The organism is uncultured Nocardioides sp. (assembly GCF_947488025.1).
Taxonomy (GTDB): domain Bacteria; phylum Actinomycetota; class Actinomycetes; order Propionibacteriales; family Nocardioidaceae; genus Nocardioides.
This window is the reverse complement of sequence record NZ_CANKYS010000010.1, coordinates 120,766-145,507: the sequence shown is the minus strand read 5'-3', so window position 1 is coordinate 145,507 and position 24,742 is coordinate 120,766. Positions and strand designations below refer to the sequence as shown.

Sequence of the window (24,742 nt, the reverse complement as noted above, 5' to 3'; positions counted from 1 at the left end):
CCGGCGGGAGGAGGCAGGATGGGGCCATGAAGGCGGTCCAGGCCCGGGTGACCGGGCAGGTGCAGGGCGTGGCGTTCCGGTGGCACACCCAGGAGCGGGCGCAGCAGCTCGGCGTCGTCGGCTGGGTGCGCAACGAGGTCGACGGCAGCGTGCTCGTCCACGCCGAGGGCGAGGACGCCGCGGTCGACGCGCTCGTGGAGTGGTGCCGGCACGGGCCGCCCTCGGCGCGGGTGCGCGACCTGGCCGCACGCGACGCCGCAGCCAGCGGCGCGTCCTCCTTCGAGGTCACCGGGTGAACGTGGCATCCGCTCGTCGCTCCCGGGGCCGACGTGGCCGGGATCTCGTCGACGTCGGCTTCACCCCGGGGCCGCCCGCGCCCGAGACTGAAACCCATGAGCGCCCCCGTGACCGTGTCCGTCACCCGTCACGTCGACCCGTCGCACTCCACGCAGATGCTGGCCTGGATGCAGGCGGGCACGTCGATGGCGGAGAAGTTCGACGGGTTCCTCGGGTCGGGCTGGGTGCGGCCGAGCGCCGACTCGACCGACTGGCACATGCTCTACCGCTTCTCCGACGCCGAGTCGCTCGCCGCCTGGGAGGCCTCCCCGCAGCGGGCCTGGTGGCTCGAGGCGGCCGCGGGCGACGTGGAGGAGTCGCGACGGGAGCGGCGTACGGGCATCGAGGGATGGTTCGACGAGTCGGCCACGGTGGAGGCCCTGAGCGCGGCCCCGGTGCCGCCGCCGCGCTGGAAGCAGATGGTCGTGATCTTCATGGTCTTCCTGCCGCTCAGCCTGCTGGCCAACTTCGTGGCCTCGCGCACCATCGGCGGCTGGCCGCTCGTGCCCCGGGTGGTGCTGGTGACGTCGGTGATGACGCCGCTCATGACGTATGTCTTCCTGCCGTGGATGACGCGCCGGATGAGCTGGTGGCTGCACCGCTAGGGTCCCGCCATGGGGGACATGGCTGCTGAGCGTCGCGACCCGGGATGGCTCGGTCTCGGCTGGGTCGGGTCCGGCGTGGTCGGCGGTGCGGCCGCGGGGGTCGTCCTCGGAGTGGTCGTGGACCCGAGCGCCGCGCCGGGCCTGCCCCCGCTGCCTGTCGTGGTCGTCCCGGCGGTCGTCGCGGGCGTCGCGGGTGCCGGACTTGCGCTGCTCATGCAGCGCTCGGCCACTAGGCTCGGCGCGTGACCGAGCTGAACATCCCCGCAGCACCTGTCATCGAGGGCACCACCCACCTCCACTCCGGCAAGGTCCGCGACCTCTACCGGATCGACTCCGGCGAGCACGAGGGCAGGTTGCTGATGGTCGCCAGCGACCGCATCTCCGCCTACGACTTCGTCCTCGACACGACGATCCCCGACAAGGGCGAGATCCTCACCCGGATGTCGCTGTGGTGGTTCGACCAGCTCGCCGGGCTCGTCGGCAACCATGTGGTCTCCACCGACGTGCCCGCGTCCGTCGCCGGCCGCGCGGTCGTGTGCGAGCGCCTCGAGATGTTCCCGGTCGAGTGCGTGGCCCGCGGCTACCTCACCGGCTCCGGCCTCCTCGACTACCACCGCACCGGCGAGGTCTGCGGCATCGCGCTGCCCGCCGGGCTGCAGGACGGCAGCCGGCTGCCCGAGCCGATCTTCACGCCCGCCACCAAGGCCGACCTCGGCGACCACGACGAGAACGTCGACTACGAGGCGGTCGTCGAGGCCGTTGGCGACGACGCGGCCGCCGAGCTGCGGATGCTCACCATGGAGGTCTACGACAAGGCGCACGGCATCGCCCGCGAGCGCGGCATCATCCTGGCCGACACCAAGCTCGAGTTCGGCCGGCGACCGGCGTCGGAGGGCGGCGCCACGATCCTCGCCGACGAGGTCCTCACCCCCGACAGCTCTCGCTTCTGGCCCGCCGCCGAGTGGCAGCCCGGCCGCGCCCAGTCGTCGTACGACAAGCAGATCGTGCGCGACTGGCTCACCGGGGAGTCCGGCTGGGACCGCACCTCCGGCGAGGCGCCGCCGCCGCTGCCCGACGCCGTCGTGGAGCGCACCCGCGCACGCTACGTCGAGGCCTACGAGCTGCTGACCGGGGAGACGTTCTGACGACGCGGCGCTTCACCGCGACCGTCGAGCTGCCGCACCCGGCGGAGCAGGCGTTCGCCTACCTCGTCGACCCGCGTCGGCGCCCGGAGTGGCAGTCGAGCCTGCTGTCGGTCGACGTGCCCGAGGACGAGGAGCCCCATCTCGGGCAGACCTGGACGGAGCTGACCGTGGTCGGCGTACGCCCCAGCCTCGAGGTCGTCGAGTTCACGCCCTTCCGGGCGTGGGCCGAGCGCGGCACCTGGCGCGGGGTCGAGGCGTCTCTGCGGCTCCGCTTCACCGGCACCCGCGAGGGCTGTCGCGTGGTCGCCGAGGGCGAGGTGTCGGGCGCGGGGATGTACGCCGTCGCGGCGCGGAGCTCGGGGCTGCTGGCCGGCCGCGCGATCGCCGCGGACCTCAAGACCGCCGGCCACCGGATCGCGCAGCGCGCCGACGGGTGACGTGCCTCACGACTGGTGAGTAGGTTGGCGCCATGCCCAACCTCTCCTCGCTCCTCGAAGGCTCCGCCGAGGCCCACCCGGACCGCACGGCCGTCGTGCTCGGCGGCACCCGCCTGTCGTACGCCCAGGTGAACGCCGCGGCCAACCAGGTCGCCAACCTGCTGGTCTCGCGCGGCATCCAGCCGGGCGACAAGGTCGCGCTGAGCTGCCCGAACCTGCCCTACTTCCCGATCGTCTACTACGGCATCCTCAAGGCCGGGGCGACCGTCGTGCCGCTCAACGTGCTGCTCAAGGGACGCGAGGTGGCCTACCACCTCGACGACTCGGACGCGAAGGCGTACTTCTGCTTCCAGGGCACCCCCGAGCTGCCGATCGGTGCTGAGGGCCACGCCGGTTTCGAGCAGGCCGAGGCGTGCGAGCACTTCTTCGTCATCACCGCCGACCCGGCGGCGGAGTCGCCGATCGCCGGCACCGAGACCCTGGGCCAGGCGCTCAAGGGCCAGTCGCCCGTCTTCGAGACGCGTGAGGTCGGCGCGGACGACACCGCCGTCATCCTCTACACCTCGGGCACCACCGGCCAGCCCAAGGGTGCCGAGCTGATGCACCGCAACATGATCAGCAACGCGTTGTCCAGCGACGCGCTCTTCGGTGCCGACTCCGACAACCCCGACACGCTGCTGTGCGTGCTGCCGCTCTTCCACTCGTTCGGCCAGACGGTGATCATGAACGCCGGCTTCGCCTTCGGCGGCACCGTCGTGATGCTGCCGCGCTTCGAGGCCGGCCCGGCGCTGACCCTGATGGAGCAGGAGGGCGTGACGTTCTTCGCCGGCGTCCCGACGATGTACTGGGGCCTGCTCGGCGCGCTCGACGACTCGGGCGTGGACGTGAAGAAGGTCGCCGACCACGTGCGGGTCGCGGTCGCGGGCGGCTCCGCGCTGCCGGTCGAGGTGCACAAGGAGTTCGAGCACCGGTTCGGCGTCACGATCCTCGAGGGCTACGGGCTCTCGGAGACCTCGCCCGTCGCGAGCTTCTCCGTGTGGGGCGAGCCCGTGCGCGTCGGCTCCATCGGCAAGCCGATCCCGGGCGTCGAGATGAAGCTGATCAACCCCGAGCCCGGGGTGCGCGAGGACGTCGAGGACGGCGAGGACCCCGAGAAGGTCGTCGGCGAGATCGCCATCAAGGGCCCCAACATCATGAAGGGCTACTACGGCCGCCCCGACGCGACCGCCGACGCGATCGTGGACGGCTGGTTCCGCTCCGGCGACCTCGGCCGCAAGGACGCCGACGGCTGGTACTACATCGTCGACCGGTCCAAGGACATGATCATCCGCGGCGGCTACAACGTCTACCCGCGCGAGATCGAGGAGGTCCTCCTCACCCACCCCGGCGTCTCGCTCGCCGCCGTCATCGGTGTGCCCGACGAGAGCCACGGCGAGGAGATCAAGGCGGTCGTCATCCGCAAGGACGGCGCCACGGTCACCGAGGACGAGCTCGTGGCCTGGGGCAAGGAGCAGATGGCGGCCTACAAGTACCCCCGCATCGTCGAGTTCGTCGACGCGCTGCCGATGACCGCGACCGGCAAGATCCTCAAGCGCGAGCTCGCCTGATGCGCCCGCTCGGGATCGTCCTCGGGGTGATCATGGTGCTCATGGGTGCCGTGTGGACCTTCCAGGGCCTCGGCTACCTCGAGGGCAGCCCGATGACCGACCAGAGCATCTGGGCCGTCATCGGCCCGATCCTCGCGGGCTTCGGGCTCGCCCTCGTCATCGTGTCGGCGCGCCGGCGGGAGTGACGTACGCCGTCCGGCTGGGGAACCAACCGCAGGCGGATCTCGGCGATCGGCCTGCACCTGGTTCCCCAACGGCGGGTTGTCCACAGGCGTGACACGGAGGGCGTACGACGTCCCGCCGCGGGCAGGTGTCGTTCGTGTCCGACTTCCATCCCTGTTGCCCTTCGCCGAGCGGTCTGGTGCGTCCGGTCCGCGTGGATCCGGAAGGTCGCGCCGGACCACGTCGTGGCACCGCTGCCGGCCCGTCGTGGCGCACGACCAGCCACGGACTGGTCGTGCCCGCGGACGCGCCGCAGACCGTCGAGCAGCGCATCCTCGAGGCTGCCGTCCGGCTCCCCGAGCACGGCATGGTCACCGGCTGGGCGGCCCTCCGGCTGGCCGGAGCTGCCTTCTTCGACGGCCTTGCGCCCGGTGCTCGCAGGCCGGTGCCGGTGCTGCTGGCGCACACGTCCCGCATCCGTGGCGCCGGCGTGCTGGTCGAGCGCACGCGTCACCGGCTTCCCGTTCCCGTCTTGAGGTCCGGCATCCCGTGCGCCCCTAGCGAGGTCGCGCTGCTGCACGAGCTGCGGCGGGCCGGCGACCGACGAGCCGCCGGAGTGATGGTCGACATGGCGCTGGCAGCGGGCGTCGTCGACCTCCACGCGCTCCGTGAGGCAGCCTCGAGGAGGCGGCAGCCTGGCGCAGCGACGTACGCGCTGGAGCGAGCGTGCGGGGAGTGCCGCTCGCCGAAGGAGTCGGAGATGCTCCAGGTGTGGGAGGGCGATCTCGGCCTGCCCCGGCCGCTGATGAACCGCGAGGTGCTCGACCTGTCCGGCAGGGTGCTCGCGGTGGTCGACCTGCTGGACGCGGTCTCGGGCACCTACGGCGAGTACAACGGCGCGCTGCACCGCAGCCGTGAACGCCAGCGGCGTGACGAGGCCCGGGCGGATGCACTCCGAGGTGTGGGGCTCGAGGGGTTCGTGCTCGTGGCGGGCGACTCCGAGCGCGTGTGGCGCGACCGCATGGTCTCCGCGAGAGGGCGTGCCCGGTGGCTGCCGGAGGGCCAGCGGCCCTGGCGGGTCGGCGCCTTCGTGCCCGCACCGCCCCTGCCCGACGAGGACTCCGCGGCCCTGGACGCCATGATGCTCGAGCACTACCGGTCCTTGGAGTGAGTGAGGAGTGAGTGGGGAACCAGGTGCAGGCCGAACACGCCGATCGGCCTGCACCTGGTTCCCCAGGCTCAGGCCGGGCTGACCCCCAGCCGCTCCTGGAGCGCGATGGCGTCGAAGGGGGCGTGCACCTTGGCGTCGTTGTCGAAGTAGACGTAGACGTCGAGGCCGTCGGCCTCCCAGGCGCGCACCTTGGCGGCCCAGTGGTCGAGGGTCGCGTCGGAGTAGCCGCTGGCGTAGAGCTCGGTGTCACCGTGCAGCCGGACGTAGGCGACGCCGCTCGTCACCTCGTCGAACATCGGCCACGTGCCGGCCGAGTCGGCGACGACCATCCCGATGTCGTGGGCTCGCAGGAGCTCGCAGAACTCCGGCGTGCGGAAGGAGGGGTGCCGGACCTCGAGCACGTGGTGCAGCGGCCGGTCGACCGGCGTCGAGGTGTCGGCGGGCTCCTTGAGCTTGGCCGCGTCGTGGTGGGCAGCGGCGTACGACGACGCGGCCGAGGTGGTGCGCGGCAGCAGGTCGAAGAACGCGGCGAGGCGGTCGGGGTGGAAGCCCAGGTTGGGCGGCAGCTGCCACAGCAGCGGCCCGAGCCGTTCGCCCAGCGACAGCACGCCGGAGGCGAGGAAGGTGCCGAGCGGCGCCTCGACGTCGTTGAGCTTCTTCATGTGCGTGACGAAGCGCGGCCCCTTGACGGCGAAGACGAAGTCGTCCGGGACCTGCTCGGCCCACGACCGCCAGCTCGACGGCCGCTGCAGGGAGTAGAAGGAGCCGTTGACCTCGACGGTGGTCAGGCGCTCGCCGACGTAGGCCAGCTCGAGGCGCTGCGGCAGCCCGGAGGGGTAGAAGTGGTTGCGCCAGCCGGCGTACCGCCAGCCGGAGATGCCGATCCGTGCCATCCGAGCTCCCGTCGCGCGTGTCGTCCCGCCACCCCTCGCGTACCCGCTCCGTCCACCGTCATGCCCGCCGGGCGCGCTCGTGCGGCGGCTCACTAGAATCGGGACTGCCCGCCCCACCCTGTCACCCAGGAGCATCCCCGTGGCCCGAGTCGTCGTCGACGTCATGCCCAAGCCCGAGATCCTCGACCCCCAGGGCAAGGCGGTGCTCGGTGCACTGCCCCGGCTCGGGTTCGACCTCGTCACCGACGTCCGTCAGGGCAAGCGGTTCGAGCTGCAGGTCGACGGCGAGATCACCGACGAGGTGCTGGCCGAGATCGAGAAGGTCGCCGAGACGCTGCTGTCCAACCCGGTGATCGAGGACTTCGAGGTCCACGTCGAGGAGCACTCGGTCGCCGAGGTCGCGCACGAGGCCGGCCGCGCATGAGGGTCGGCGTCGTCACCTTCCCCGGCTCGCTCGACGACGTCGACGCGCGCCGCGCGGTCACCATCGGCGGCAACGAGGCGGTCGCGCTCTGGCACGGTGACGACGACCTCAGGGGCGTCGACGCGGTCGTGCTGCCGGGCGGGTTCTCCTACGGCGACTACCTCCGCTGCGGCGCCATCTCGCGGTTCGCTCCGGTCATGACGTCGGTCGTCGACGCCGCCGGCAAGGGCATGCCGGTGCTCGGCATCTGCAACGGCTTCCAGATCCTCTGCGAGTCCCACCTGCTGCCGGGCGCGCTGATCCGCAACGACCACCGCAAGTTCGTCTGCCGTGACCAGCGGCTGCGCATCGAGCGCGTCGACACCCCGTGGACCTCGGCCTACGCCGCGGGCGCGGAGGTCACGATCGTGCTCAAGAACGGCGAGGGCGGGTTCGTCGCCGACCAGCCCACCCTCGACCGGCTCGAGGGCGAGGGCCGCGTCGTCGCGCGCTACCTCGACCACAACCCCAACGGCTCGCTCCGTGACATCGCCGGCATCTCCAACGAGCGCGGCAACGTCGTCGGCCTGATGCCCCACCCCGAGCACGCGGTCGAGGACCTCACCGGCCCCGGCACCGACGGGCTCGGCTTCTTCACCTCGCTCGTCGAGAAGGCCTTTGCATGAACCCGACCCGTCTCTACCGCCTCGTCGCCCGCGCGGAGGCCGTCACCTGGGCGCTGCTGCTGACCGGGATGTTCCTCAAGTACGTCACCGTGTTTCGAGACGGCTCGTCCCTCGCCTCCTCAACAACCGGTGTGGGGGAGGTGGCGGTGAGTGTGTTCGGCATGGTCCACGGCGTCGTGTTCATCGCCTACTGCCTGGTGACCGTGCTGCTCTTCGTCGACCAGAAGTGGCCGGTCAGCCGCCTGGCGCTGGGCCTGGGCGCGGCGGTGCCGCCGTTCGCGACCGTGCCCTTCGAGCGGTACGCCGAGCGCGCGGGGCTGCTGGGCGACGCCTGGCGCCTGCGGTCCGACGCGCCGCACGGCCTGCTCGAGAAGCTCACCGCGTGGCTGGTCCGCCGTCCGGCCCAGGGGGCGCTCGTCGGCCTGGTCGCTGTCGCCGGCCTGACGGGCGTGGCGCTCGTCGTCGGCCCGCCCGTCTGATCGACCTCGAGCGTCAGCGGCCCTGCTGCAGCTTGTTCCAGGTCTGCCGGGTGGCGACGCCGGAGACGCCGATCCGCAGCCGCTTCTGGTAGGTCCGCACGGCCGACTCCGTCTTGGCGTCGAACACGCCGGTCGCCCGGAAGCGGCCCGCGCCGGCCGCGTTGAGCGCCCGCTGCAGCCGGTGGACCGACTCGCCGACCGACCCGCGCTTGAGCGTCGTACGGGACCCGGCGGCGAGCAGCGCGGTCCAGTGCCGCTTGCTGAAGGTGTTGCTCGGCGTGAACCTGCGCGCGGACTGCCAGGCGCGTGCCCCCGCGATGGTCGCGGCGTCGTAGGAGCCGTTGACGGGCCCGGAGTAGGTGCCCTGCTCGGTGAGCAGGCACTGCAGCACCTTGACCCGCGTCGCGCGGGCGGAGGTGGGAGAGAGCTTCGGGTACTTCCAGTAGCCCAGGCGGGTGCCGGGGCACCGGCCCTCGGGCCGTGGCTGCGAGCCGGCGCCGAGGTCGATGAAGTTGCTGTCGATGTTGATCGTCACCCCGCCCCAGGTCTCGTTGTGGCCGCCGAGGTACTGCTTCATCCGGCCGCCCGGACGCCAGCCGTCCTCGGGGATGTAGGTCGTGGACGTGTTGGCCGCGCCGTCCCAGCGGGCGATCCAGATGCGGTCCGGGAGGGCGAACTGACCGGGCCGCAACCGGCGCGCGTCGTCGAGCATCTTGATGCCCGAGCTGGCGCTGGAGTAGAAGCCGGCGGTGTAGCCGAGCGCCTTGATCCGGGTCACCCACGCCGACGTGAAGACCAGCGCGGACTCGCGGCAGTGGGTGTCCTGCAAGTTGAAGCCCTCGAGGTCGTACCAGATCGTGCTGCCCGCTCCGATGCCGTACGTCGTCGCGTCGGCGGCGTTCTTGTCGGCCTCCGCCGCACCCTGGGCGGCAGCCGTGGCGTAGCCGCCGGCCGGGCTCGGGGAGATCTTGAAGTCGTCCTTGTAGCGCGGGAAGCGCGGCTGGCACGACGCCTGCGGACCGAGCGCGATGGGCAGCAGCCGCCAGCCGCGCGCCACCTGGGTCGCCACCCACGTGGGGCTGAGGTTCGGCTGCGTACGGCAGGCGCGGGAGTCGCCGGAGATGTAGATGCCGACCGCCGTGAACGGCGACTTCTTCCACCAGGCGTCCATCGCCGACTGGGTCGGGGCGACGCACTGGTCGAAGCCGTAGCCGGTGAAGTCGCCCGGGGTCGCGAGGGCGATCTGGCGCTGCGAGGCGAGCTTGCGCGCCTGGGGCGCGGTCTCGTCCGCGGTCGCAGGAGAGGAGCCGGCGGGCACGGCAAGGACGAGCGCGAGGGCAGCGAGGACGAGGCGACGCATGGTGACTCCAGCGGGCGGGGAAGGCGTACGACGGCGGGCGAGCCCGACCAGAGAACCACATGAGTCACACGCGTAACAGACGTTCGGCAGAACTACCGCGGTGTAGTTCTTCACGGGGGTCAGTCGCGGGTGGGGACGTCGTCGAGGACGAAGTTGCCCTTCGCCTCTTCCTCCTCGAGGAGCTCCTCGAAGGCGAGCGCGATGTCGTCCTGGTGCTCGTCGACCATCCGCGCGAGGTGTCCTTGGAGCAGCGCACCGTTGGGCGACTGTCCCGAGAACACCTGTTCCCACGTGTCCTCGCCGCCGCGGATCTTCTCCACGAGCGTCTGCATGTCCTCGCCGAGCTCGCCCGACTCGGCCTGCTCCTCGAGCGCCTGCCTCTCCTCGTCGGTGAGCAACGGCTTCTTCTCGAGGTCCTCGACGCTCGCCCGGAGGTCGGCCAGGCTCGAGGTCAGGTCCTCGCGTGCTGCGTTGATCGCTGCCAGGATCTCGGCCTGGCTGCGGTGGGCGCTCATGGGGGGAGGCTATGCCGGGGCAGCGGCGGCCGGCGCGGGCCGCTGGCCGACCGTCGGGGTGGTGATCGTGCCGGGATCGCGCGTCACGCTGCTCGGCGTACCGGTCGAGACGGCGACCCCGGGTGTGGAGACCGGCGCCTTGTCGCCGTCGAAGAAGCCCTTGACCGTGGAGATGAGCGACTCGACCTGCTTGAGGATGTCGATGAGCTTCATCAGCGCCTGGTAGGCCTTCATCACCGCCTGGAAGGCCTGGAAGACGGCCTGCACGACGCGGGCCCAGCCGACACCGGGGATGCTCATGGTGGCGAGCGCGGCGGAGACGGTCTGCACCGCCGCCTTCACGCACTGCACCACCGCGAGCGCGGTCTGCCAGGCGTCGCGGCAGACCTGCACGACGGTCTGGCCCATCTGGACGAGCTGGCCGGCCTGCGCGTCGAGGGAGCCGACCCACGTGCCGATCTGCTTCACCGCGGCGTCGGACGCGCCGCCCTGCCAGGTCTGCGAGATGGTGCGGCTGCCGCTCTCGAGGTTGGCCGCGACTCCGCGCATCGACTGCCCGAGCGCGCCGAACGACGAGCCCTGGCTGGAGGCGCTGACCACGTCACCGCCGATCTTGTCGGCGAGCTCGGCGCGGATGTCGAAGCCGGTGAGCATGCGCACCAGGTCGCAGACCGTGTCGTAGGGGAAGCCGAAGCTGACCTGCGGGAGGCTGCTCTGGGTGGGGCCGGCACGCCGGACGGTGGTGTCGGCGACGTCCCAGAACCCGCTCGAGCCGTCACGGCCGTCGACGCCGGCGGCCTGTGACGACGTACGACGCCGTCCTCGGTCAGCGTGAAGTCGCGGGCCGTGGCCCGCAGCGCCTCCGCGTGGTCGCGCATCCCGGTGCCGTTGTCCTCGAGCGACCGGTGCACCGAGGGGAGGAGGGCGTGGTAGGCGCCCATCATCGTCTCGAGGATGGGGCCGAAGTCGGTCCGGACGAGCGCATGGCCACCGTTGCGGGCGATGCCGGACAGGTCGTCACTCGCGCGCTGCACCTGCGCGGACCAGGCGTCGAGCTCGGAGAGGTCGACGGTCATGACGGCGTTCATCGCGGCTCCTGGGAGAGGGCTCGGTGCAGGTCGTGTCGCTGACCTTCCCCGAACGCGCGGGCGCGAAACCGGCCGGGCCGACTTGTTCGCCCACAGGCCGGCGGGCCGCGTGTTTGGCTCGCGCCGGCGCGGGTATCCCGCTGAGGTGAGCGCAAGCGGCAAGCGATCCCTGATGCAGGTCGAGCCGGCCAGGCTGGTGGAGCTGGCGGGCTCCTCCGAGCGCATCCTCGACGCGATGCGGCACGACTGGGCCGACGCCCTCGACGAGCTCGCCGGGGCGTGCGCGGCCCTCGGCGACGCCGCCGGGACCGTCGACCTCGCGGCGTCGTACGCCGACGCGCTGGCCGACGCCGACGAGGTCCTCACCTCGCTCGCCGGCGCCCTCGAGCTCGGCGTCGAGGGGCTGGTCGACGCCGCGCGCGACGCGCTGCGCGCCGACGACGTCGTCGCCGCCGAGCTCGACCGCGCCACGCACCTGCTGGGCGAGGGTCCCTTCGGGATCCTGCCGGGGCCGGGAGGTCGGTGAGTCGTGCCGGCCAACCCGTGGGAGCTGCGTGCCGACGTCCGGCCGCTCGAGGCCGCCGCCCAGCGGTGGACCGAGGTCGGCGCCCAGGTCGCGCGCCGCGGCGACGAGCTCGTCGACGCCGCCCGGCGCGCCACCGAGGGCTGGGACGCGGCGTCCGCCGAGAGCTACGAGCAGCACCGCAAGCAGGTGCTCGCCCGCCTCGACCGCTTCACCACCCTCGCCGACCTGGTCGCCGACTGCCTGCGCGCGGCTGCCGGGGCGATGGCGTCGTCGCAGAAGGAGCTCGACCGCGCCTGGACCACCGTCGCGGCGGTGCCCCACGAGGTGGTCGGCGAGTCACGGCACCTGGTCTTCACGCCGTCCGAGGACGACGAGCGCAGCAAGGTCACCCGCGGCCAGGCCGAGACCGACGACATCCGCCGCCGGCTGACCGTGGCGCTCGACCAGGAGAGCGCCCGGCTCCGGTCCGCCCGCGCCGAGATGGTGACGGTGCGCACCGAGCTGATGTCCCTCACCGGGGGCAGGTTCGCCGGGTTCCTCGGCGGCCCGGGCGGCGAGGAGTCGGGCGTCGGCATCGTCGCGCCGCAGTCCACCTCGGTGCCGGGCGCGGCCCAGGCCGGGGTCGGGGGCCAGGCGGGGTTGCCGCCGCTCGCCCCGGTCGCGGTCACCGTCCCCGACCTGACCGGCCTCTCCGCGGCCGGGCTGACGTCGTTGGCCGCGAGCGCGGCAGGCGGGCTCCTCGGCCGGAGCGGTCGCGCTCGGCCCCCGGCGGCAGGCACGCCCCCGGTCGGGGGCCTGGGGGCCGGCGGCATGGCGGCCCGTGCGGGCACGATGTCGCGGGGCATGGCGAGCGGACGTGGCGGCCCGGCCCGGATGGCGACGCCGCGGCTCGAGCGGACGGCCTCGGAGGAGGCCGCGGCGCGCGCCGCCCGGGAGAAGGAGGCGGTGCGCGAGGCCAAGCGCGCCGCGCTCGAGGAGAAGCGCGCCGAGCGGGCGGCCCGCAGGGCCGAGCGGGAGGCGGCCCGCGAGGGGCCCCGGCCACGGGGCTCGGGCAAGGACTCCCGCCGCGACGACGAGCCCGCCGAGCACGACGAGGACTCGGTCGAGGAGGTCGACGAGGTCGGAACGGACGCCGACGGCGACGAGCACCCCGGCAGCGGCGAGCGGCGCCAGTCCGTACGGGTGGTCCACGAGGCGACTCCCGGACGTCCGGTGGGGGAGCAGCGCCGGTAGATTGGCACCGTGCCCGACACGAGCGCCGCCCCGCAGTCCCCCGCCCTCGCGAACGCCGGTCTGACGACCTCCGGCGCGACCGGCACCCTCGACACGGTGGCCCTGGCGGCCACCGACGCCGAGCGTGAGCAGCCGTGGGCCGACCTCGGCCTCAAGGCCGACGAGTACGCCCGGATCCGCGAGATCCTGGGCCGTCGCCCGACGAGCTCCGAGCTCGCGATGTACAGCGTGATGTGGAGCGAGCACTGCTCCTACAAGTCCACCAAGGTGCACCTCAAGCAGTTCGGCGAGATCCCCCAGGAGACGCCGGTCGGCAAGATGCTCGCCGGCATCGGTGAGAACGCCGGCGTGCTCGACATCGGCCAGGGCTACGCCGTGACCTTCAAGGTCGAGAGCCACAACCACCCGTCGTTCGTCGAGCCCTACCAGGGGGCGGCCACCGGCGTCGGCGGCATCGTGCGCGACATCCTCGCGATGGGCGCCCGCCCGGTCGCCGTGATGGACCCGCTGCGCTTCGGTCCGCTCGACGCCCCCGACACCGCGCGCGTGCTGCCCGGGATCGTGGCCGGCGTCGGCGGCTACGGCAACTGCCTCGGCCTGCCCAACATCGGCGGCGAGGCCGTCTTCGACGAGACCTACGCCGGCAACCCGCTCGTCAACGCCCTCTGTGTCGGCGTGCTCCGCCACGAGGACCTCCACCTCGCGAACGCGACCGGCACCGGCAACCAGGTGGTGCTCTACGGCGCCCGCACCGGCGGCGACGGCATCGGCGGCGTCTCCGTGCTGGCGTCGGAGACGTTCGACGAGACGGGCCCGGCGAAGCGGCCGAGCGTCCAGGTCGGCGACCCCTTCATGGAGAAGCTGCTCATCGAGTGCACGCTCGAGCTCTTCGCCGCCGGCGTCATCGCCGGCATCCAGGACCTCGGCGGCGCGGGCCTGTCCTGCGCCACCTCCGAGCTGGCCTCCGCCGGCGACGGCGGCATGCACGTCGAGCTCGACCGCGTGCCCCTGCGCGACTCCACGCTCGCTCCCGAGGAGATCCTCATGAGCGAGTCGCAGGAGCGGATGATGGCCGTCGTCGAGCCCGGCGACGTCGACGCCTTCATGGCGATCTGCGGGAAGTGGGACGTCGAGGCCGTCGTCATCGGCGAGGTCACCGACTCCGGACGCCTCGAGATCGACTGGCACGGCGAGCGCGTCGTCGACGTACCCCCGCGGTCCGTGGCCCACGACGGCCCGACCTACCAGCGCCCGTTCGCCCGCCCCGACTGGCAGGACGCGCTCCAGGCCGACGGCGCCGAGGCGCTCCCGCGGCCGACCTCCGGCTCGGAGCTGCGCGACACCGTGCTCCGGCTGGTCGCGTCGCCCAACCTGTGCGACAAGTCGTGGATCACCGACCAGTACGACCGCTACGTCCAGGGCAACACCGTCCTCGCGCAGCCGGCCGACTCGGGCATGGTGCGCGTCGACGCCGACACCAACCTCGGCGTCTCGGTGGCCACCGACTGCAACGGCCGCTTCGCCAAGCTCGACCCCTACACGGGCGCGCAGCTCGCCCTCGCCGAGTCCTACCGCAACGTCGCCACCGGCGGCGCGCGGCCGTTGGCGGTCTCCGACTGCCTCAACTTCGGCTCGCCCGAGGACCCCGACGTGATGTGGCAGTTCGCCGAGGCGTGCCGCGGCCTCAAGGACGCCTGCCTCGAGCTCGGCATCCCGGTCACCGGCGGCAACGTCAGCCTCTACAACCAGACCGGCGAGACGGCGATCCTGCCGACCCCGGTGGTCGCGGTCCTCGGCGTGATCGACGACGTCACGCGCCGTACGCCGACCGGGTTCGGTGCCGCCGACGAGCGGGTCTTCCTGCTCGGCGAGACCCGCGAGGAGCTCTCCGGCTCCGAGTGGGCCCACGTCGTGCACGGCCACCTCGGCGGCCTGCCCCCGCGGCTCGACCTCGCGGCCGAGCAGGCCCTCGCCGCGCTGCTGCACGACGCCGCCCGCGACGGCGTCGTCACCAGCGCCCACGACCTCTCCGACGGCGGCCTGGCCCAGGCGCTGGCCGAGTCGACCTTCGGCTCCGGCGTCGGGGCGTCGGTCTCGCTGGCCTCGGTCGCCGACGACGCGTTCGTGGCGCTCTTCTCCGAGTCCACCGCCCGCGCGCTGGTGACGGTGACCGACGAGCAGGCCGACGCCCTGGTCGCCCTCGCCCAGCGCCACGGCGTACCGATCACGCCCCTCGGGCGCACCGGGGGCGACACCCTCTCCGTCGAGGGCGTCTTCGACCTCCCCGTCGCCGAGGCCAAGGCCGCCTGGCAGGCGACCCTCCCCGCCGCTCTCGGCTCCTGACGCTCGGTATCTAGGGACGTCCTGGTGGGCGACCGGACCGATCGACCTACCAGAAGGTCCCTAGATACCCCTCCCGGTGGTCAGCCCGCAGTGGGCGCGGGCATCGGCGGGGTCAGGCGGCGAGTGCGGGTTCCGCGCTCTCGGCACTGACCCACTCCGACGGGCGCGGCACGGACCGGATCGACCGGCTCGAGGTGAGCAGCACGGCCACCAGGGCGCTCGCGACGACCAGTGCGGTGATCGCGGCGGTGCCGCCCTGGTGCTCGAGGAGGTAGCCGCCGAGCAGCGGCGCCAGGGGCATGACCGACATCGACACGAACTGGCTCGTCGACCCCACCCGGCCCTGGAGGTGGTCGGGCGTGACGGCCATCCGGTACGAGCTGATGCCGGCGTTGCCCACCGGGTTGAGCAGCAGCAGGAGGAACGTGCTCGCGCACGCGGTCCACACGCTCGACGAGACCGTCAGCGGCACGAGCGGCAGGCAGCACATCCAGCCGATGAGGACGGTCAGGCGCCCGGTCGGCATCCGGTGGATCAGGCTCGGCGCCACGGCTGCGCCGAGGATCCCGCCGAGGCCGGCCGCCATCGTGACGAGTCCGATCTGTGCGGCCGGCACCCCGTCGGCGACCATGCGCAGGAGGACGACGAAGAAGATCGCGTTGGTGACGAGGTTGGCCAGCGCGGCCCAGACCAGCAGCGTGCGGAAGAACGGGCGCTGCCACATGAACCTGAAGCCCTCTGCCAGCTGCCGGCGCAGCGGCTCGCGCCGACGGTGCGGTGCTGACAGGTCGGTGCGCACCCGGCTGACCGTCACGCACGCGACCGCGAAGGTGATCGCGTCGACGGCGAACGGCAGCCACCGGGTGACGGCGTACAACGCGCCGCCGAGCGGGCCGCCCAGCAGTGAGGCGACGTGCTGGCGGGCCTGGTTCTGGCTGAGCGCGGTCGGCAGGTCGTCGGTGGTGACGACCGAGCGGATCGCCGACAGCTGCGCGGGGTTGAACGCCCCGGCGGCAACGCCGGCGACCAGCGCGACCCCGAGGAGGTGGGGGAGAGTGAGGCTGCCGAGGGCTCCCGCGACCGCGAGGGAGGCGTACGCCGTACAGCCGGTGGCGCTGGAGACCAGCATGATCCGCTTGCGGTCGACACGGTCGGCGAGCACCCCGGCCGGGAGCAGCGTCGCGCACAGGCCGCCGAGGTAGGCGGCCTCCACCAGGGCGGCGGTGAGCGCCGAGCCGCTGAGGGCGTAGGCGATGAGGGGGAACGCGAACATCGACAGCGAGCTGCCGAGCTCGCTGACGGTGTCGCCGATCCAGAGCACCGTGAAGTCGCGGTTGCGGGAGAGCTGTCGGTATCCGGGCATATGCGCAACATATGTTGCGCAAGTAGTGTTGCGCAATAGTTCGTGCGCAACTGGTCTAGGCTGGGGTGATGGCCGAGCCCCAGCAGCTGAACGACCCGCGCGTGCTCCGCGCGCTGGCCCACCCCGTCCGGGGGCGGATCCTCGACGAGATCGAGGCCTCGGGACCCGTCCGGGCGGCCGACATCGCCCGCGAGCTCCAGATCCCGGCCAACCAGGCCAGCTTCCACCTGCGCCAGCTCGCGAAGTACGGGCTGGTCGAGGAGGCACCGGAGGAGGCTCACGACAAGCGCGACCGGGTGTGGCGCAGCGCGGCGCCCGCCGGCTACACGGTGCGCCTGGGCCAGCTCGAGAAGGCGCCCGGCGGACGGGCGGCCGTCGAGGTCTTCCGCCAGAACAAGAAGGCCTGGGGCCACCACCTCGTCGAGCGCTCCTTCGACACTGCTCACCCGGAGGGGAGCGGCGTCTTCTCCTTCGCCGACCACGCGCTCAAGCTCACGGACGAGGAGGCGATCGAGCTCTTCCGCGAGGTCGAGGCGCTGGTCGAGTCGTGGGGTGAGCGCACGCGCGGCCGCGACCCCGAGGGCCGGACCTACCTCCTGATGAGCCTGGTCCAGCCCTACCCCGCCGCCACCGAGTGAGGCCGAGCCGCCGTGCGGTGCTGGCAGCCGCCGGGGTGGCCGGCGTGTCGGCCGCCCTCGCCGGGTGCGCCGAGGAGCCGTCCGGCAGGGTGGGCGGCGTGCCCAGCGAACCCGAGCGGATCACCTACGGCGACGACCCCAGCCAGTGGGTCGACCTCCACGTGCCCGACGGCGCCAGCCGGGGGCTGGTGGTCGTCATCCACGGCGGCTTCTGGCGGGCCCAGTACGGCGCGGAGTACGGCGCCCCGCTCGCCGAGGACCTGGTCGGACGCGGCTGGACGGCGGCCAACGTGGAGTACCGCCGGGTGGGCAACGGCGGCGGGTTCCCCGCCACGCTCGACGACGTCCACGCGGCGATCGGCGCCGTCGCGGCCGACGTCGACGGGCCGGTCGTGACGCTCGGCCACTCCGCGGGCGGCCACCTCGCCGCCTGGGCGGGCGGCCGCACGCGCCTCGAGCGCTGGGCCGACGGACCCCGCGTGACCCACGTGGTCAGCCAGGCCGGGGTGCTCGACCTCCGGGCGGCGGTGGCGGAGCGGCTCGGTGACGGGGCCGCGCTCGCGTTCCTGGGCGACGCCGGCGAGACGGCGTACGACCAGGCCGACCCGCTCGGCCAGGTGCCGCTCGACGTGCCCGTGTGGGCGGTGCATGCACGCGACGACGACACCGTCCCGTTCCGGCAGGCCGAGGCCTACGTCGACGCCGCGACCGCCGCCGGCGCGGAGGCCACGCTGGTCGAGGTCACCGGCGGGCACTTCGAGGTGGTCGAGCCCGGCAGCGACGCCTGGGCTGCCTGCGTCGAGGTCCTCGACTCGGTCTAGCCTCGGTCCGTGCCCGCCCGACTCAAGCTCCTCAGCCCCGACCAGCTCGCGACGGCCGAGGCAGACGGCGACACCCGGGCCCTGGTCAAGCACTACCTCGCCGCCCTCGAGGTGCGCGCCCCCGGCCGCTCGGTCGAGGTGCGCGTGCCGCCCTTCGCCGCCGTCCAGGTCGTGCCCGGGGTGCGCCACACGCGGGGCACCCCGCCGGCCGTCGTCGAGACCGACGCCGAGACGTGGCTCGCCCTCGCCACGGGGCGTACGACGTGGGGCGAGGCGCTCGACTCCGGCAGCGTCCGCGCCAGCGGCGAGCGCACCGACCTCTCGCCCTACCTCCCGCTCGGGGGCTGAGCCGGCGGTCGGCTCACCCGACAGATCACCCGACAGTTCACCCGAACTGTCGGTGACAGGGGGTGTGCGCGCCGCCCGGTTTCCGGTACGAAGGAGCATGGCGACCCTCACCGACGACCAGGTCCACGACCTCGACCTCTGGTTCCGTGCAGCCAACTACCTCTCCGTCGGGCAGATCTACCTGCTCGACAACCCGCTCCTCGAGCGACCGCTCGAGCGCGAGGACATCAAGCCGCGGCTGCTCGGCCACTGGGGCACCACCCCCGGCCTCAACCTCGTCTGGACCCACCTCAACCGGCTGATCCGTGAGCGCGACGTCGACGCGATCATCCTCTGCGGCCCGGGCCACGGCGGGCCGGCCGCGGTGGCCAACGCCTGGCTGGAGGGCACCTACTCGGAGGTGTTCCCCGCGATCGGTGACGACCGCGACGGGATGGGGCGGCTGTTCCGGCAGTTCTCCTTCCCCGGCGGCATCCCGAGCCACGTCGCCCCCGAGACGCCGGGCTCCATCCACGAGGGCGGCGAGCTCGGCTACGTCCTCTCGCACGCCTACGGCGCCGCGATGGACAACCCCGACCTGGTGGTGACCGCGGTCGTCGGCGACGGGGAGTTCGAGACCGGCCCGCTGGCGGCGAGCTGGCACGGCAACAAGTTCGTCGACCCGGTCCACGACGGCGCCGTGCTGCCGATCCTGGCCCTCAACGGGTGGAAGATCGCCAACCCGACCATCCCCGCCCGGATGCCGCGCGAGGAGCTGGAGAGCCTGCTGCGCGGATACGGGCACCACGTGCTCACCGTCGAGGGCGACGACCCCACCGACGTCCACCGGCAGATGGCCGCGGCGCTCGACGAGGCCCACGACATGATCCGCGAGACCTGGCGAGCCGCCCGCGAGGACGGCGACGTCGAGCGCCGGCCGTGGCCGATGATCCTGCTCGTCACGCCGAAGGGCTGGACCGGGCCTGCTGAGGTTGACGGCAAGCCGGTCGAGGGGACGTGGCGCGCCCACCAGGTGCCGCTGGCCGGGACGCGGGACAACGACGACCACCGCGCGCAGCTCGAGGAGTGGCTGCGCTCCTACGCCCCCGACGAGCTCTTCGACGACGACGGCCGGCCCGTCGAGGCCGTACGCGCCAACGCACCGTCCGGCACCCGGCGGATGGGCGCCAACCCGCACGCCAACGGTGGCCTGCTCAAGCGCCCGCTGCGGCTGCCGGACTGGCGGGACAGCGCCGTGGAGGTGGAGCGCCCCGGTGCGTCCATCCACGAGCCGACCCGCGTGCTCGGGCAGTGGCTCGTCGGCGTGGTGCGCGACAACGACACCACCTTCCGCATCTTCGGGCCCGACGAGACCGCGTCCAACCGGCTCGACGCGGTCTACGAGGTGACCGACAAGGTCTGGGCGGGCGAGCTCGCCGACGTCGACGAGCACCTGGCGCGCTCCGGACGCGTGGTCGAGATCCTCTCGGAGCACACCTGCCAGGGCTGGCTCGAGGGCTACCTGCTCACCGGCCGGCACGGACTCTTCAGCTGCTACGAGGCGTTCATCCACCTCGTCGACTCGATGCTCAACCAGCACGCCAAGTGGCTGAAGACGACCCGCGAGATCGAGTGGCGTCCGCGCATCGCGAGCCTGAACTACCTGCTCAGCTCGCACGTGTGGCGCCAGGACCACAACGGCTTCTCCCACCAGGACCCCGGCTTCATCGACCACGTGGTCAACAAGAAGGCTGAGGTCGTACGCGTCTACCTGCCGCCGGACGCCAACACCCTGCTGTCCACGATGTCCCACTGCCTGCAGAGCGAGCACTACGTGAACGTCGTGGTGTCGGGCAAGCAGCCCAGCTTCGACTGGCTCGACGCCGAGCAGGCCGACCTGCACTGCGCCCGTGGGCTCGGCATCTGGGAGTGGGCCTCGAACGACGACGGCGACCCCGACGTGGTCGTGGCGGCAGCGGGCGACGTACCCACGCTCGAGGCGCTGGCCGCGGTGTCCCTGCTGCGCGAGCACCTCCCCGAGCTGCGGGTGCGCTTCGTCAACGTGGTCAACCTGATGCGCCTGCAGGACCAGGGCGAGCACCCCCACGGGATGGGCGACCGGGCGTTCGACGCCGTCTTCACCACCGACAAGCCGGTGGTCTTCGCCTTCCACGGCTATCCGTGGCTGATCCACCGGCTGACCTACCGGCGCACCAACCACGACAACATCCACGTCCGCGGCTACAAGGAGGAGGGCACCACGACCACGCCGTTCGACATGGTGATGATGAACGACACCGACCGCTACCACCTCGTGATGGACGTCATCGACCGCGTGCCGGGGCTCGGCACGCGCGCCGCCGCCGTCCGTCAGCTGATGGTCGACACCCGCCGCCGGGCCCGCCAGTGGACGCGCGAGCACGGGGACGACCTGCCCGAGGTGCGCGACTGGCAGTGGGACGCGGGCGCCGATCCCGGGCGCGGAGAATCGCCGTCGACGACGGCCGATCCCGACACGGGGGCGGACAACCTCTAGCCTGCGCCCCATGGACGTGACCTCGCTCGGCTTCCGCACCGACCTGGCCCTGCTGACCGCCTCGGGCAGCACCGTGGAGGACCGCGGCACCCACCTCGTGGTCCGTACGCCGGCCAACCCGACGTACTACTGGGGCAACTTCATCCTGCTCGCCGAGCCGCCCGTCCCCGGCGGTGAGCGGGAGGTGGTGGGCGCCTTCCGCACCGAGTTCCCCGAGGCCGGTCACGTGAGCATCGGCATCGACACCCCCGAGCTGGCCCCGGAGTCGCGGGCCGCCTTCGAGGCGGCCGGGCTGGTGGTCGACGTGGCCTCCGTGCTCACCGCGTCCGAGCTCCGGCCGCCCCGTGAGGTGGAGGGCGAGGTGCGCGCGCTGGAGTCCGAGGCCGACTGGGAGAGCCGCGCGCAGCTGAGCGTCGCGATCGAGGAGCACGACGACCCGGAGTCGCACCTGCGGTTCGCCCGCGGACGCAACGTCCAGGAGCAGTCCCTCGTCGCCGCCGGCCGCGGCGCCCGCTTCGGCGTCCTCGTCGACGGCGAGGTCGTGAGCACCGCCGCCGTCTTCACCACCGAGGACGGCGTCGCGCGATTCCAGAGCGTCGAGACGCACCCCGACCACCGGCGCAAGGGCCTCGCCGCGGCAGCCGTGCACGCGGCCGGTCGCCACGCCCTCGAGCACCTCAGCGCCCGCACCCTCGTCATCGTCGCCGACGACGACGGGGAGGCCATCGGTGTCTACCGCCGGCTCGGCTTCGCCGGCACCGAGCGCCAGCTGATGTTGGAGATGCGCGGCTGACAGGGCACTTCCTGCCGGTTCACGGCGGTGACCGGGCACTTCCTGCCGGTTCACGGCGGTGACCGGGCACTTCCTGCCGGTTCACGGCGGTGACCGGGCACTTCCTGCCCGTCCGGGCCGCCGACCGGGCACTTCTCGGCAGGCGAGGAGGGCCGCGGCCACCGCCAGCGACGCCGTCGTCCCCGGCTAGGGTCGGGACATGACTGTCGACATCTCCGCTCGTCTCGCCGAGGTCATGCCCGGCATCCGCCGTGACCTCGAGGACCTCGTCCGCATCCAGTCCGTGTCCGCCGACCCGGCCCGCGCCGGCGAGGTCGAGCGCAGCGCCGAGGCGACCCGTGACCTGTTCGCCGCCGAGGGCTTCGAGACCGAGATCGTCCGCGCCCACGACGGTGCCCCGCCGGCCGTGATCGCGAGGAAGGCCGGCCCCGAGGGTGCGCCGACCGTGCTGCTCTATGCCCACCACGACGTCCAGCCCGAGAACGACCACGCCGACTGGGACTCCCCGCCGTGGGAGCCCACCGAGCGTGGCGACCGGCTCTACGGCCGCGGTGCCGCCGACGACAAGGCCGGCATCGCCGCCCACCTCGGCGCGGTCCGGATCTTCGGCGACGACCTGCCGGTCAACCTGGTGATGTTCATCGAGGGAGAGGAGGAGGTCGGCTCCGACACCCTCGTCGAGCTGCTCGAGACCTACAAGGACCGCCTCGAGGCCGACGTCATCGTCATCGCCGACTCCGGCAACTGGGACATCGGCGAGCCCGCCCTCACCACGTCGCTGCGCGGCCTGGTCCGGATGGACGTCGAGGTCCGCACCCTCACCCACGCCGTCCACAGCGGCATGTGGGGCGGCCTGGTGCCCGACTCGATCATGACGCTCAGCCGCGTCATCGCCTCGCTCAACGACGACGCCGGCGACGTCGCGGTCGAGGGCCTGCACTCCGGTCCGGCCGCCGACGTCGACTACCCCGAGGCCCGCCTCCGCGCCGAGTCCGGCGCCGCCGAGGGCATCGAGTGGATCGGCTCCGGGTCGGTCGTCGAGCGCCTCTGGACCAAGCCGTCCATCAGCATCACCGGGCTCGACGCCCCCAAGGTCGAGGGCGCGTCCAACACCCTCGTCCCCGCCGCGCGCTGCCGCATCAGCATGCGCATCGCCCCGGGCGACACCACGGCCAACGCCGTCCAGTGCCTCCAGGCCCACCTCGAGAAGCACACGCCCTGGGGCGCGACCCTCACCACGACCGTCGTGGACACCGGCGAGGCGACGCAGATCGACGCCAGCGGTCCGGCGTACGACGCTGCGCGCGCCGCGTTCGCCGAGGCCTGGGACGGCACCGCGCCGGTCGACATGGGCGTCGGCGGCTCGATCCCCTTCATCGCCGAGTTCCTCGAGGCGTTCCCGCAGGCCAGCGTGCTCGTCACCGGCGTCGAGGACCCCGACACCCGCGCCCACGGCGCCAACGAGGGCCTCCACCTCGCCGAGTTCGAGAAGGTCGTCAAGGCCGAGGCGCTCCTGCTCCGCAACCTCGGCGAGCTGCCGCGCTCCTGACCTGCGCCCCGCCCGAGCGGTGGCCCACCCACCTTCCGCAGCGCGGGAACGTGGCTGGACCACCGCTCGGCCGCCCGACCCCGGCGTGTCGTCGTACGAGCGGTGCGCCACGCACGTTTCCGAGCCCCGAGACCTGCGTCACCCACCGCTGACCGGGTGAGCCGCGCGTGTGGAACTCGTCGGTAACGTGGCGCGCATGGCGACCTTCCGTGCTCGCGACCGCTCCTCGGCCGTGCTCCGCTCACCGCGCAGCGAGGTGTGGGCCGCCCTCACCGACGCCGACCTGATCGCGCAGATCACCCCCTACGTCACCAGCATCGCCGTCGACGGCGACCGCTGGACCTGGCGGATGGGCACCATCCCCGTGCTGGGCATCTCGGTGGCGCCGACCTTCACCGAGGTCATGGGCCTGACCCCCGAGGACCGGATCGTGTTCACCCACGACCCCGAGCGCCCCGACGAGATGACCGCGGTCAACGGCACCTACGACCTGGCCGACCACGCCGACGGCGGCACCGAGGTCAGCATCGACCTGCAGATCTCGACCCACCTGCCGCTGCCCGGCCTCGCCCGGCCCGCGGTCGAGCGCGTCATGGCCGGCGTCGTGAAGCACATGGGCACCGTCTTCTCGCGCAACCTCCTCAAGCACCTCGGCGAGGCCTGAGGCATGCGGATCCTCGTCCTCGGCGCCACCGGCTACATCGGGTCGCGCCTGGTGCCCCACCTGCTCGAGCTCGGTCACGACGTCGTGGCCGCCTCGTCCTCGCCGCCCCGGCCCGACCGCTTCGGCTGGGACGACCGGGTCCGCGCGATCCGGTGCGACGTCACCGACCCCGCGGCCGTCGCCGAGGCGGTCGCGGACGTCGACGCGGTCGTCTACCTCGTGCACTCCCTCGACCGCAGCGACTTCAGCAACCGCGACCGGCTCGCCGCCGAGACCGTGGCCGCCGCGGTGGCCGAGAGCGGCGTACGACGCCTCGTCTACCTCTCCGGCCTGGTGCCGCAGGTGCCGGAGGCGGAGCTGTCCGCCCACATCGCCTCGCGTCTGGAGGTCGAGCGCATCCTGCTCGGTGCGACCGACGGTGCGGTCGCGCTGCGCGCCGGCGTCGTGATCGGCGCCGGGTCGACGTCGTTCGAGATCATCCGGCAGATCGCGACGCTGTTCCTCGTCCAGCCGGTCCCGACGTGGATGCGCAGCTCCGTGCAGCCGGTCGCCGCCTCCGACGTGCTGCGCGCGGTCACCGACGCCCTCGGCGACGACGGCCCGCGCGGCGCGGTCGACCTCGGCAGCCCCGACGTCGTCGCCTACCCCGAGCTCCTGCGCGTCGTCGGCGGCGGGGCCGGGCTGTCCCGAGCCCGCGTGCCGGTGCCGGTCGCCCCGACCAGCCTCGTCGGGCTGGGGGCAGCGCTGGTCACCACCGCCCCGTTCCACACCGTCACCGCGCTCGTCGAGTCGCTGCGCCACGACATGGTCTGCCGTCCCGGCCACACCTGGACGCCGCGCACCGGCGGCCCGCCCCTCGACCTCGAGGAGGCCGTCCAGCGGGCGCTGACCCCGATGTACGCCGGCCCCGAGGGCGCGCTGCCCTCCGACCCGGCCTGGACCCGGCCGCTGCCGTTCTTGGACGTCGTACCCCTCCCGGCGGTCGGCCGGGCAGCCGCCCGGCTCGCCCTCCACCGGGTCCGGACCCTCCTGCCCGACGCCTGAGACCGATACCTGAGGACG

At 72.9% G+C, this 24,742-nt stretch carries 27 protein-coding genes; 22 read left to right on the top strand and 5 right to left on the bottom strand.

The window, feature by feature from the left end:
- The first annotated feature begins 26 nt into the window (after positions 1-26).
- From Q1B24_RS16625 to Q1B24_RS16590, 8 genes are all read left to right on the top strand, one after another.
- Positions 27-296, top strand: coding sequence for an acylphosphatase (locus tag Q1B24_RS16625; RefSeq protein ID WP_299931128.1), 270 nt, complete (start codon positions 27-29; stop codon positions 294-296).
- Positions 297-392: 96 nt separating this feature from the next.
- Positions 393-941 carry an antibiotic biosynthesis monooxygenase gene (locus Q1B24_RS16620; protein ID WP_299931127.1) on the top strand — a complete coding sequence of 183 codons (549 nt, stop codon included), beginning with the start codon at positions 393-395 and terminating at the stop codon, positions 939-941.
- A gap of 9 nt (positions 942-950) precedes the next feature.
- Entirely contained in the window at positions 951-1,187 is a 237-nt protein-coding gene (locus Q1B24_RS16615; protein WP_299931126.1) for a hypothetical protein, read from the top strand.
- On the top strand, positions 1,184-2,086 hold the full coding sequence (locus Q1B24_RS16610; RefSeq protein WP_299931125.1) for a phosphoribosylaminoimidazolesuccinocarboxamide synthase: 903 nt from the start codon (positions 1,184-1,186) through the stop codon (positions 2,084-2,086). Before Q1B24_RS16615 ends, Q1B24_RS16610 begins: the two co-directional genes overlap by 4 nt.
- A complete protein-coding gene (locus tag Q1B24_RS16605) occupies positions 1,975-2,523 on the top strand; it encodes an SRPBCC family protein (protein ID WP_299931150.1) in 549 nt (182 codons plus the stop codon). The genes Q1B24_RS16610 and Q1B24_RS16605 overlap by 112 nt, the downstream gene beginning before the upstream one ends.
- Positions 2,524-2,555: 32 nt before the next feature.
- Positions 2,556-4,130 (top strand): long-chain fatty acid--CoA ligase, encoded by a 1,575-nt coding sequence (locus Q1B24_RS16600; RefSeq protein ID WP_299931124.1) that lies wholly within the window; start codon positions 2,556-2,558, stop codon positions 4,128-4,130.
- Complete coding sequence (locus Q1B24_RS16595; protein ID WP_299931123.1) at positions 4,130-4,315, top strand: hypothetical protein; 186 nt, start codon at positions 4,130-4,132, stop codon at positions 4,313-4,315. Before Q1B24_RS16600 ends, Q1B24_RS16595 begins: the two co-directional genes overlap by 1 nt.
- A 191-nt stretch (positions 4,316-4,506) precedes the next feature.
- Positions 4,507-5,463 carry a hypothetical protein gene (locus Q1B24_RS16590; protein ID WP_299931122.1) on the top strand — a complete coding sequence of 319 codons (957 nt, stop codon included), beginning with the start codon at positions 4,507-4,509 and terminating at the stop codon, positions 5,461-5,463.
- Between the two features lie 68 nt (positions 5,464-5,531).
- Here Q1B24_RS16590 and Q1B24_RS16585 read toward each other — a convergent pair whose 3' ends face one another.
- Entirely contained in the window at positions 5,532-6,356 is an 825-nt protein-coding gene (locus Q1B24_RS16585; RefSeq protein WP_299931121.1) for a DUF72 domain-containing protein, read from the bottom strand.
- A 139-nt stretch (positions 6,357-6,495) separates the two neighbouring features.
- Between Q1B24_RS16585 and purS the strand changes: the two genes are divergently transcribed.
- The 3 genes from purS to Q1B24_RS16570 are packed head-to-tail and all read left to right on the top strand — an operon-like array spanning position 6,496 to position 7,924.
- Positions 6,496-6,780: a phosphoribosylformylglycinamidine synthase subunit PurS gene (gene purS / locus Q1B24_RS16580; protein ID WP_299931120.1), complete on the top strand. Its 285-nt coding sequence runs from the start codon at positions 6,496-6,498 to the stop codon at positions 6,778-6,780.
- A complete protein-coding gene (gene purQ, locus Q1B24_RS16575; RefSeq protein WP_299931119.1) occupies positions 6,777-7,445 on the top strand; it encodes a phosphoribosylformylglycinamidine synthase subunit PurQ in 669 nt (222 codons plus the stop codon). Before purS ends, purQ begins: the two co-directional genes overlap by 4 nt.
- Positions 7,442-7,924, top strand: a complete 483-nt coding sequence (locus Q1B24_RS16570) for a DUF3817 domain-containing protein (protein WP_299931118.1) — start codon at positions 7,442-7,444, stop codon at positions 7,922-7,924. The genes purQ and Q1B24_RS16570 overlap by 4 nt, the downstream gene beginning before the upstream one ends.
- A 13-nt stretch (positions 7,925-7,937) precedes the next feature.
- On the opposite strand, the gene Q1B24_RS16565 is transcribed toward Q1B24_RS16570, so the two are convergent.
- The 3 genes from Q1B24_RS16565 to Q1B24_RS16555 form a co-directional block, all read right to left on the bottom strand.
- Positions 7,938-9,284 (bottom strand): glycoside hydrolase domain-containing protein, encoded by a 1,347-nt coding sequence (locus Q1B24_RS16565; protein WP_299931117.1) that lies wholly within the window; start codon positions 9,282-9,284, stop codon positions 7,938-7,940.
- Positions 9,285-9,403: 119 nt separating this feature from the next.
- Entirely contained in the window at positions 9,404-9,799 is a 396-nt protein-coding gene (locus tag Q1B24_RS16560; protein ID WP_299931116.1) for a hypothetical protein, read from the bottom strand.
- A 9-nt stretch (positions 9,800-9,808) separates the two neighbouring features.
- Positions 9,809-10,459 carry a hypothetical protein gene (locus Q1B24_RS16555; RefSeq protein WP_299931115.1) on the bottom strand — a complete coding sequence of 217 codons (651 nt, stop codon included), beginning with the start codon at positions 10,457-10,459 and terminating at the stop codon, positions 9,809-9,811.
- A gap of 573 nt (positions 10,460-11,032) precedes the next feature.
- On the opposite strand from Q1B24_RS16555, the gene Q1B24_RS16550 reads away from it, so the two are divergent.
- The 3 genes from Q1B24_RS16550 to purL are packed head-to-tail and all read left to right on the top strand — an operon-like array spanning position 11,033 to position 14,989.
- On the top strand, positions 11,033-11,413 hold the full coding sequence (locus Q1B24_RS16550; protein WP_299931113.1) for a hypothetical protein: 381 nt from the start codon (positions 11,033-11,035) through the stop codon (positions 11,411-11,413).
- A gap of 3 nt (positions 11,414-11,416) precedes the next feature.
- Positions 11,417-12,646: a hypothetical protein gene (locus Q1B24_RS16545; protein WP_299931111.1), complete on the top strand. Its 1,230-nt coding sequence runs from the start codon at positions 11,417-11,419 to the stop codon at positions 12,644-12,646.
- A 60-nt stretch (positions 12,647-12,706) separates the two neighbouring features.
- Positions 12,707-14,989, top strand: a complete 2,283-nt coding sequence (gene purL / locus Q1B24_RS16540) for a phosphoribosylformylglycinamidine synthase subunit PurL (RefSeq protein WP_299931149.1) — start codon at positions 12,707-12,709, stop codon at positions 14,987-14,989.
- A 112-nt stretch (positions 14,990-15,101) separates the two neighbouring features.
- Here the strand turns inward: purL and Q1B24_RS16535 are convergent, their stop codons facing one another.
- Positions 15,102-16,352, bottom strand: coding sequence for an MFS transporter (locus Q1B24_RS16535; RefSeq protein ID WP_299931109.1), 1,251 nt, complete (start codon positions 16,350-16,352; stop codon positions 15,102-15,104).
- A gap of 68 nt (positions 16,353-16,420) precedes the next feature.
- Between Q1B24_RS16535 and Q1B24_RS16530 the strand changes: the two genes are divergently transcribed.
- From Q1B24_RS16530 to Q1B24_RS16495, 8 genes are all read left to right on the top strand, one after another.
- Entirely contained in the window at positions 16,421-16,990 is a 570-nt protein-coding gene (locus tag Q1B24_RS16530) for a helix-turn-helix domain-containing protein (RefSeq protein ID WP_299931107.1), read from the top strand.
- A 17-nt stretch (positions 16,991-17,007) separates the two neighbouring features.
- The gene (locus tag Q1B24_RS16525; RefSeq protein WP_299931105.1) at positions 17,008-17,811 is read left to right on the top strand and encodes an alpha/beta hydrolase; all 804 of its coding nucleotides are present in this window, start codon (positions 17,008-17,010) and stop codon (positions 17,809-17,811) included.
- A 9-nt stretch (positions 17,812-17,820) separates the two neighbouring features.
- Positions 17,821-18,159 carry a sterol carrier family protein gene (locus Q1B24_RS16520; protein WP_299931103.1) on the top strand — a complete coding sequence of 113 codons (339 nt, stop codon included), beginning with the start codon at positions 17,821-17,823 and terminating at the stop codon, positions 18,157-18,159.
- 97 nt (positions 18,160-18,256) lie between these two features.
- Positions 18,257-20,674, top strand: a complete 2,418-nt coding sequence (locus Q1B24_RS16515; RefSeq protein WP_299931101.1) for a phosphoketolase family protein — start codon at positions 18,257-18,259, stop codon at positions 20,672-20,674.
- 10 nt (positions 20,675-20,684) lie between these two features.
- Positions 20,685-21,467: a GNAT family N-acetyltransferase gene (locus tag Q1B24_RS16510; protein WP_299931099.1), complete on the top strand. Its 783-nt coding sequence runs from the start codon at positions 20,685-20,687 to the stop codon at positions 21,465-21,467.
- 199 nt (positions 21,468-21,666) lie between these two features.
- Positions 21,667-23,016, top strand: a complete 1,350-nt coding sequence (locus tag Q1B24_RS16505; RefSeq protein ID WP_299931098.1) for a dipeptidase — start codon at positions 21,667-21,669, stop codon at positions 23,014-23,016.
- 196 nt (positions 23,017-23,212) lie between these two features.
- Entirely contained in the window at positions 23,213-23,680 is a 468-nt protein-coding gene (locus tag Q1B24_RS16500; RefSeq protein WP_299931097.1) for an SRPBCC domain-containing protein, read from the top strand.
- Positions 23,681-23,683: 3 nt separating this feature from the next.
- Complete coding sequence (locus Q1B24_RS16495; RefSeq protein WP_299931096.1) at positions 23,684-24,724, top strand: NAD(P)H-binding protein; 1,041 nt, start codon at positions 23,684-23,686, stop codon at positions 24,722-24,724.
- The last annotated feature ends 18 nt before the right edge of the window (positions 24,725-24,742 follow it).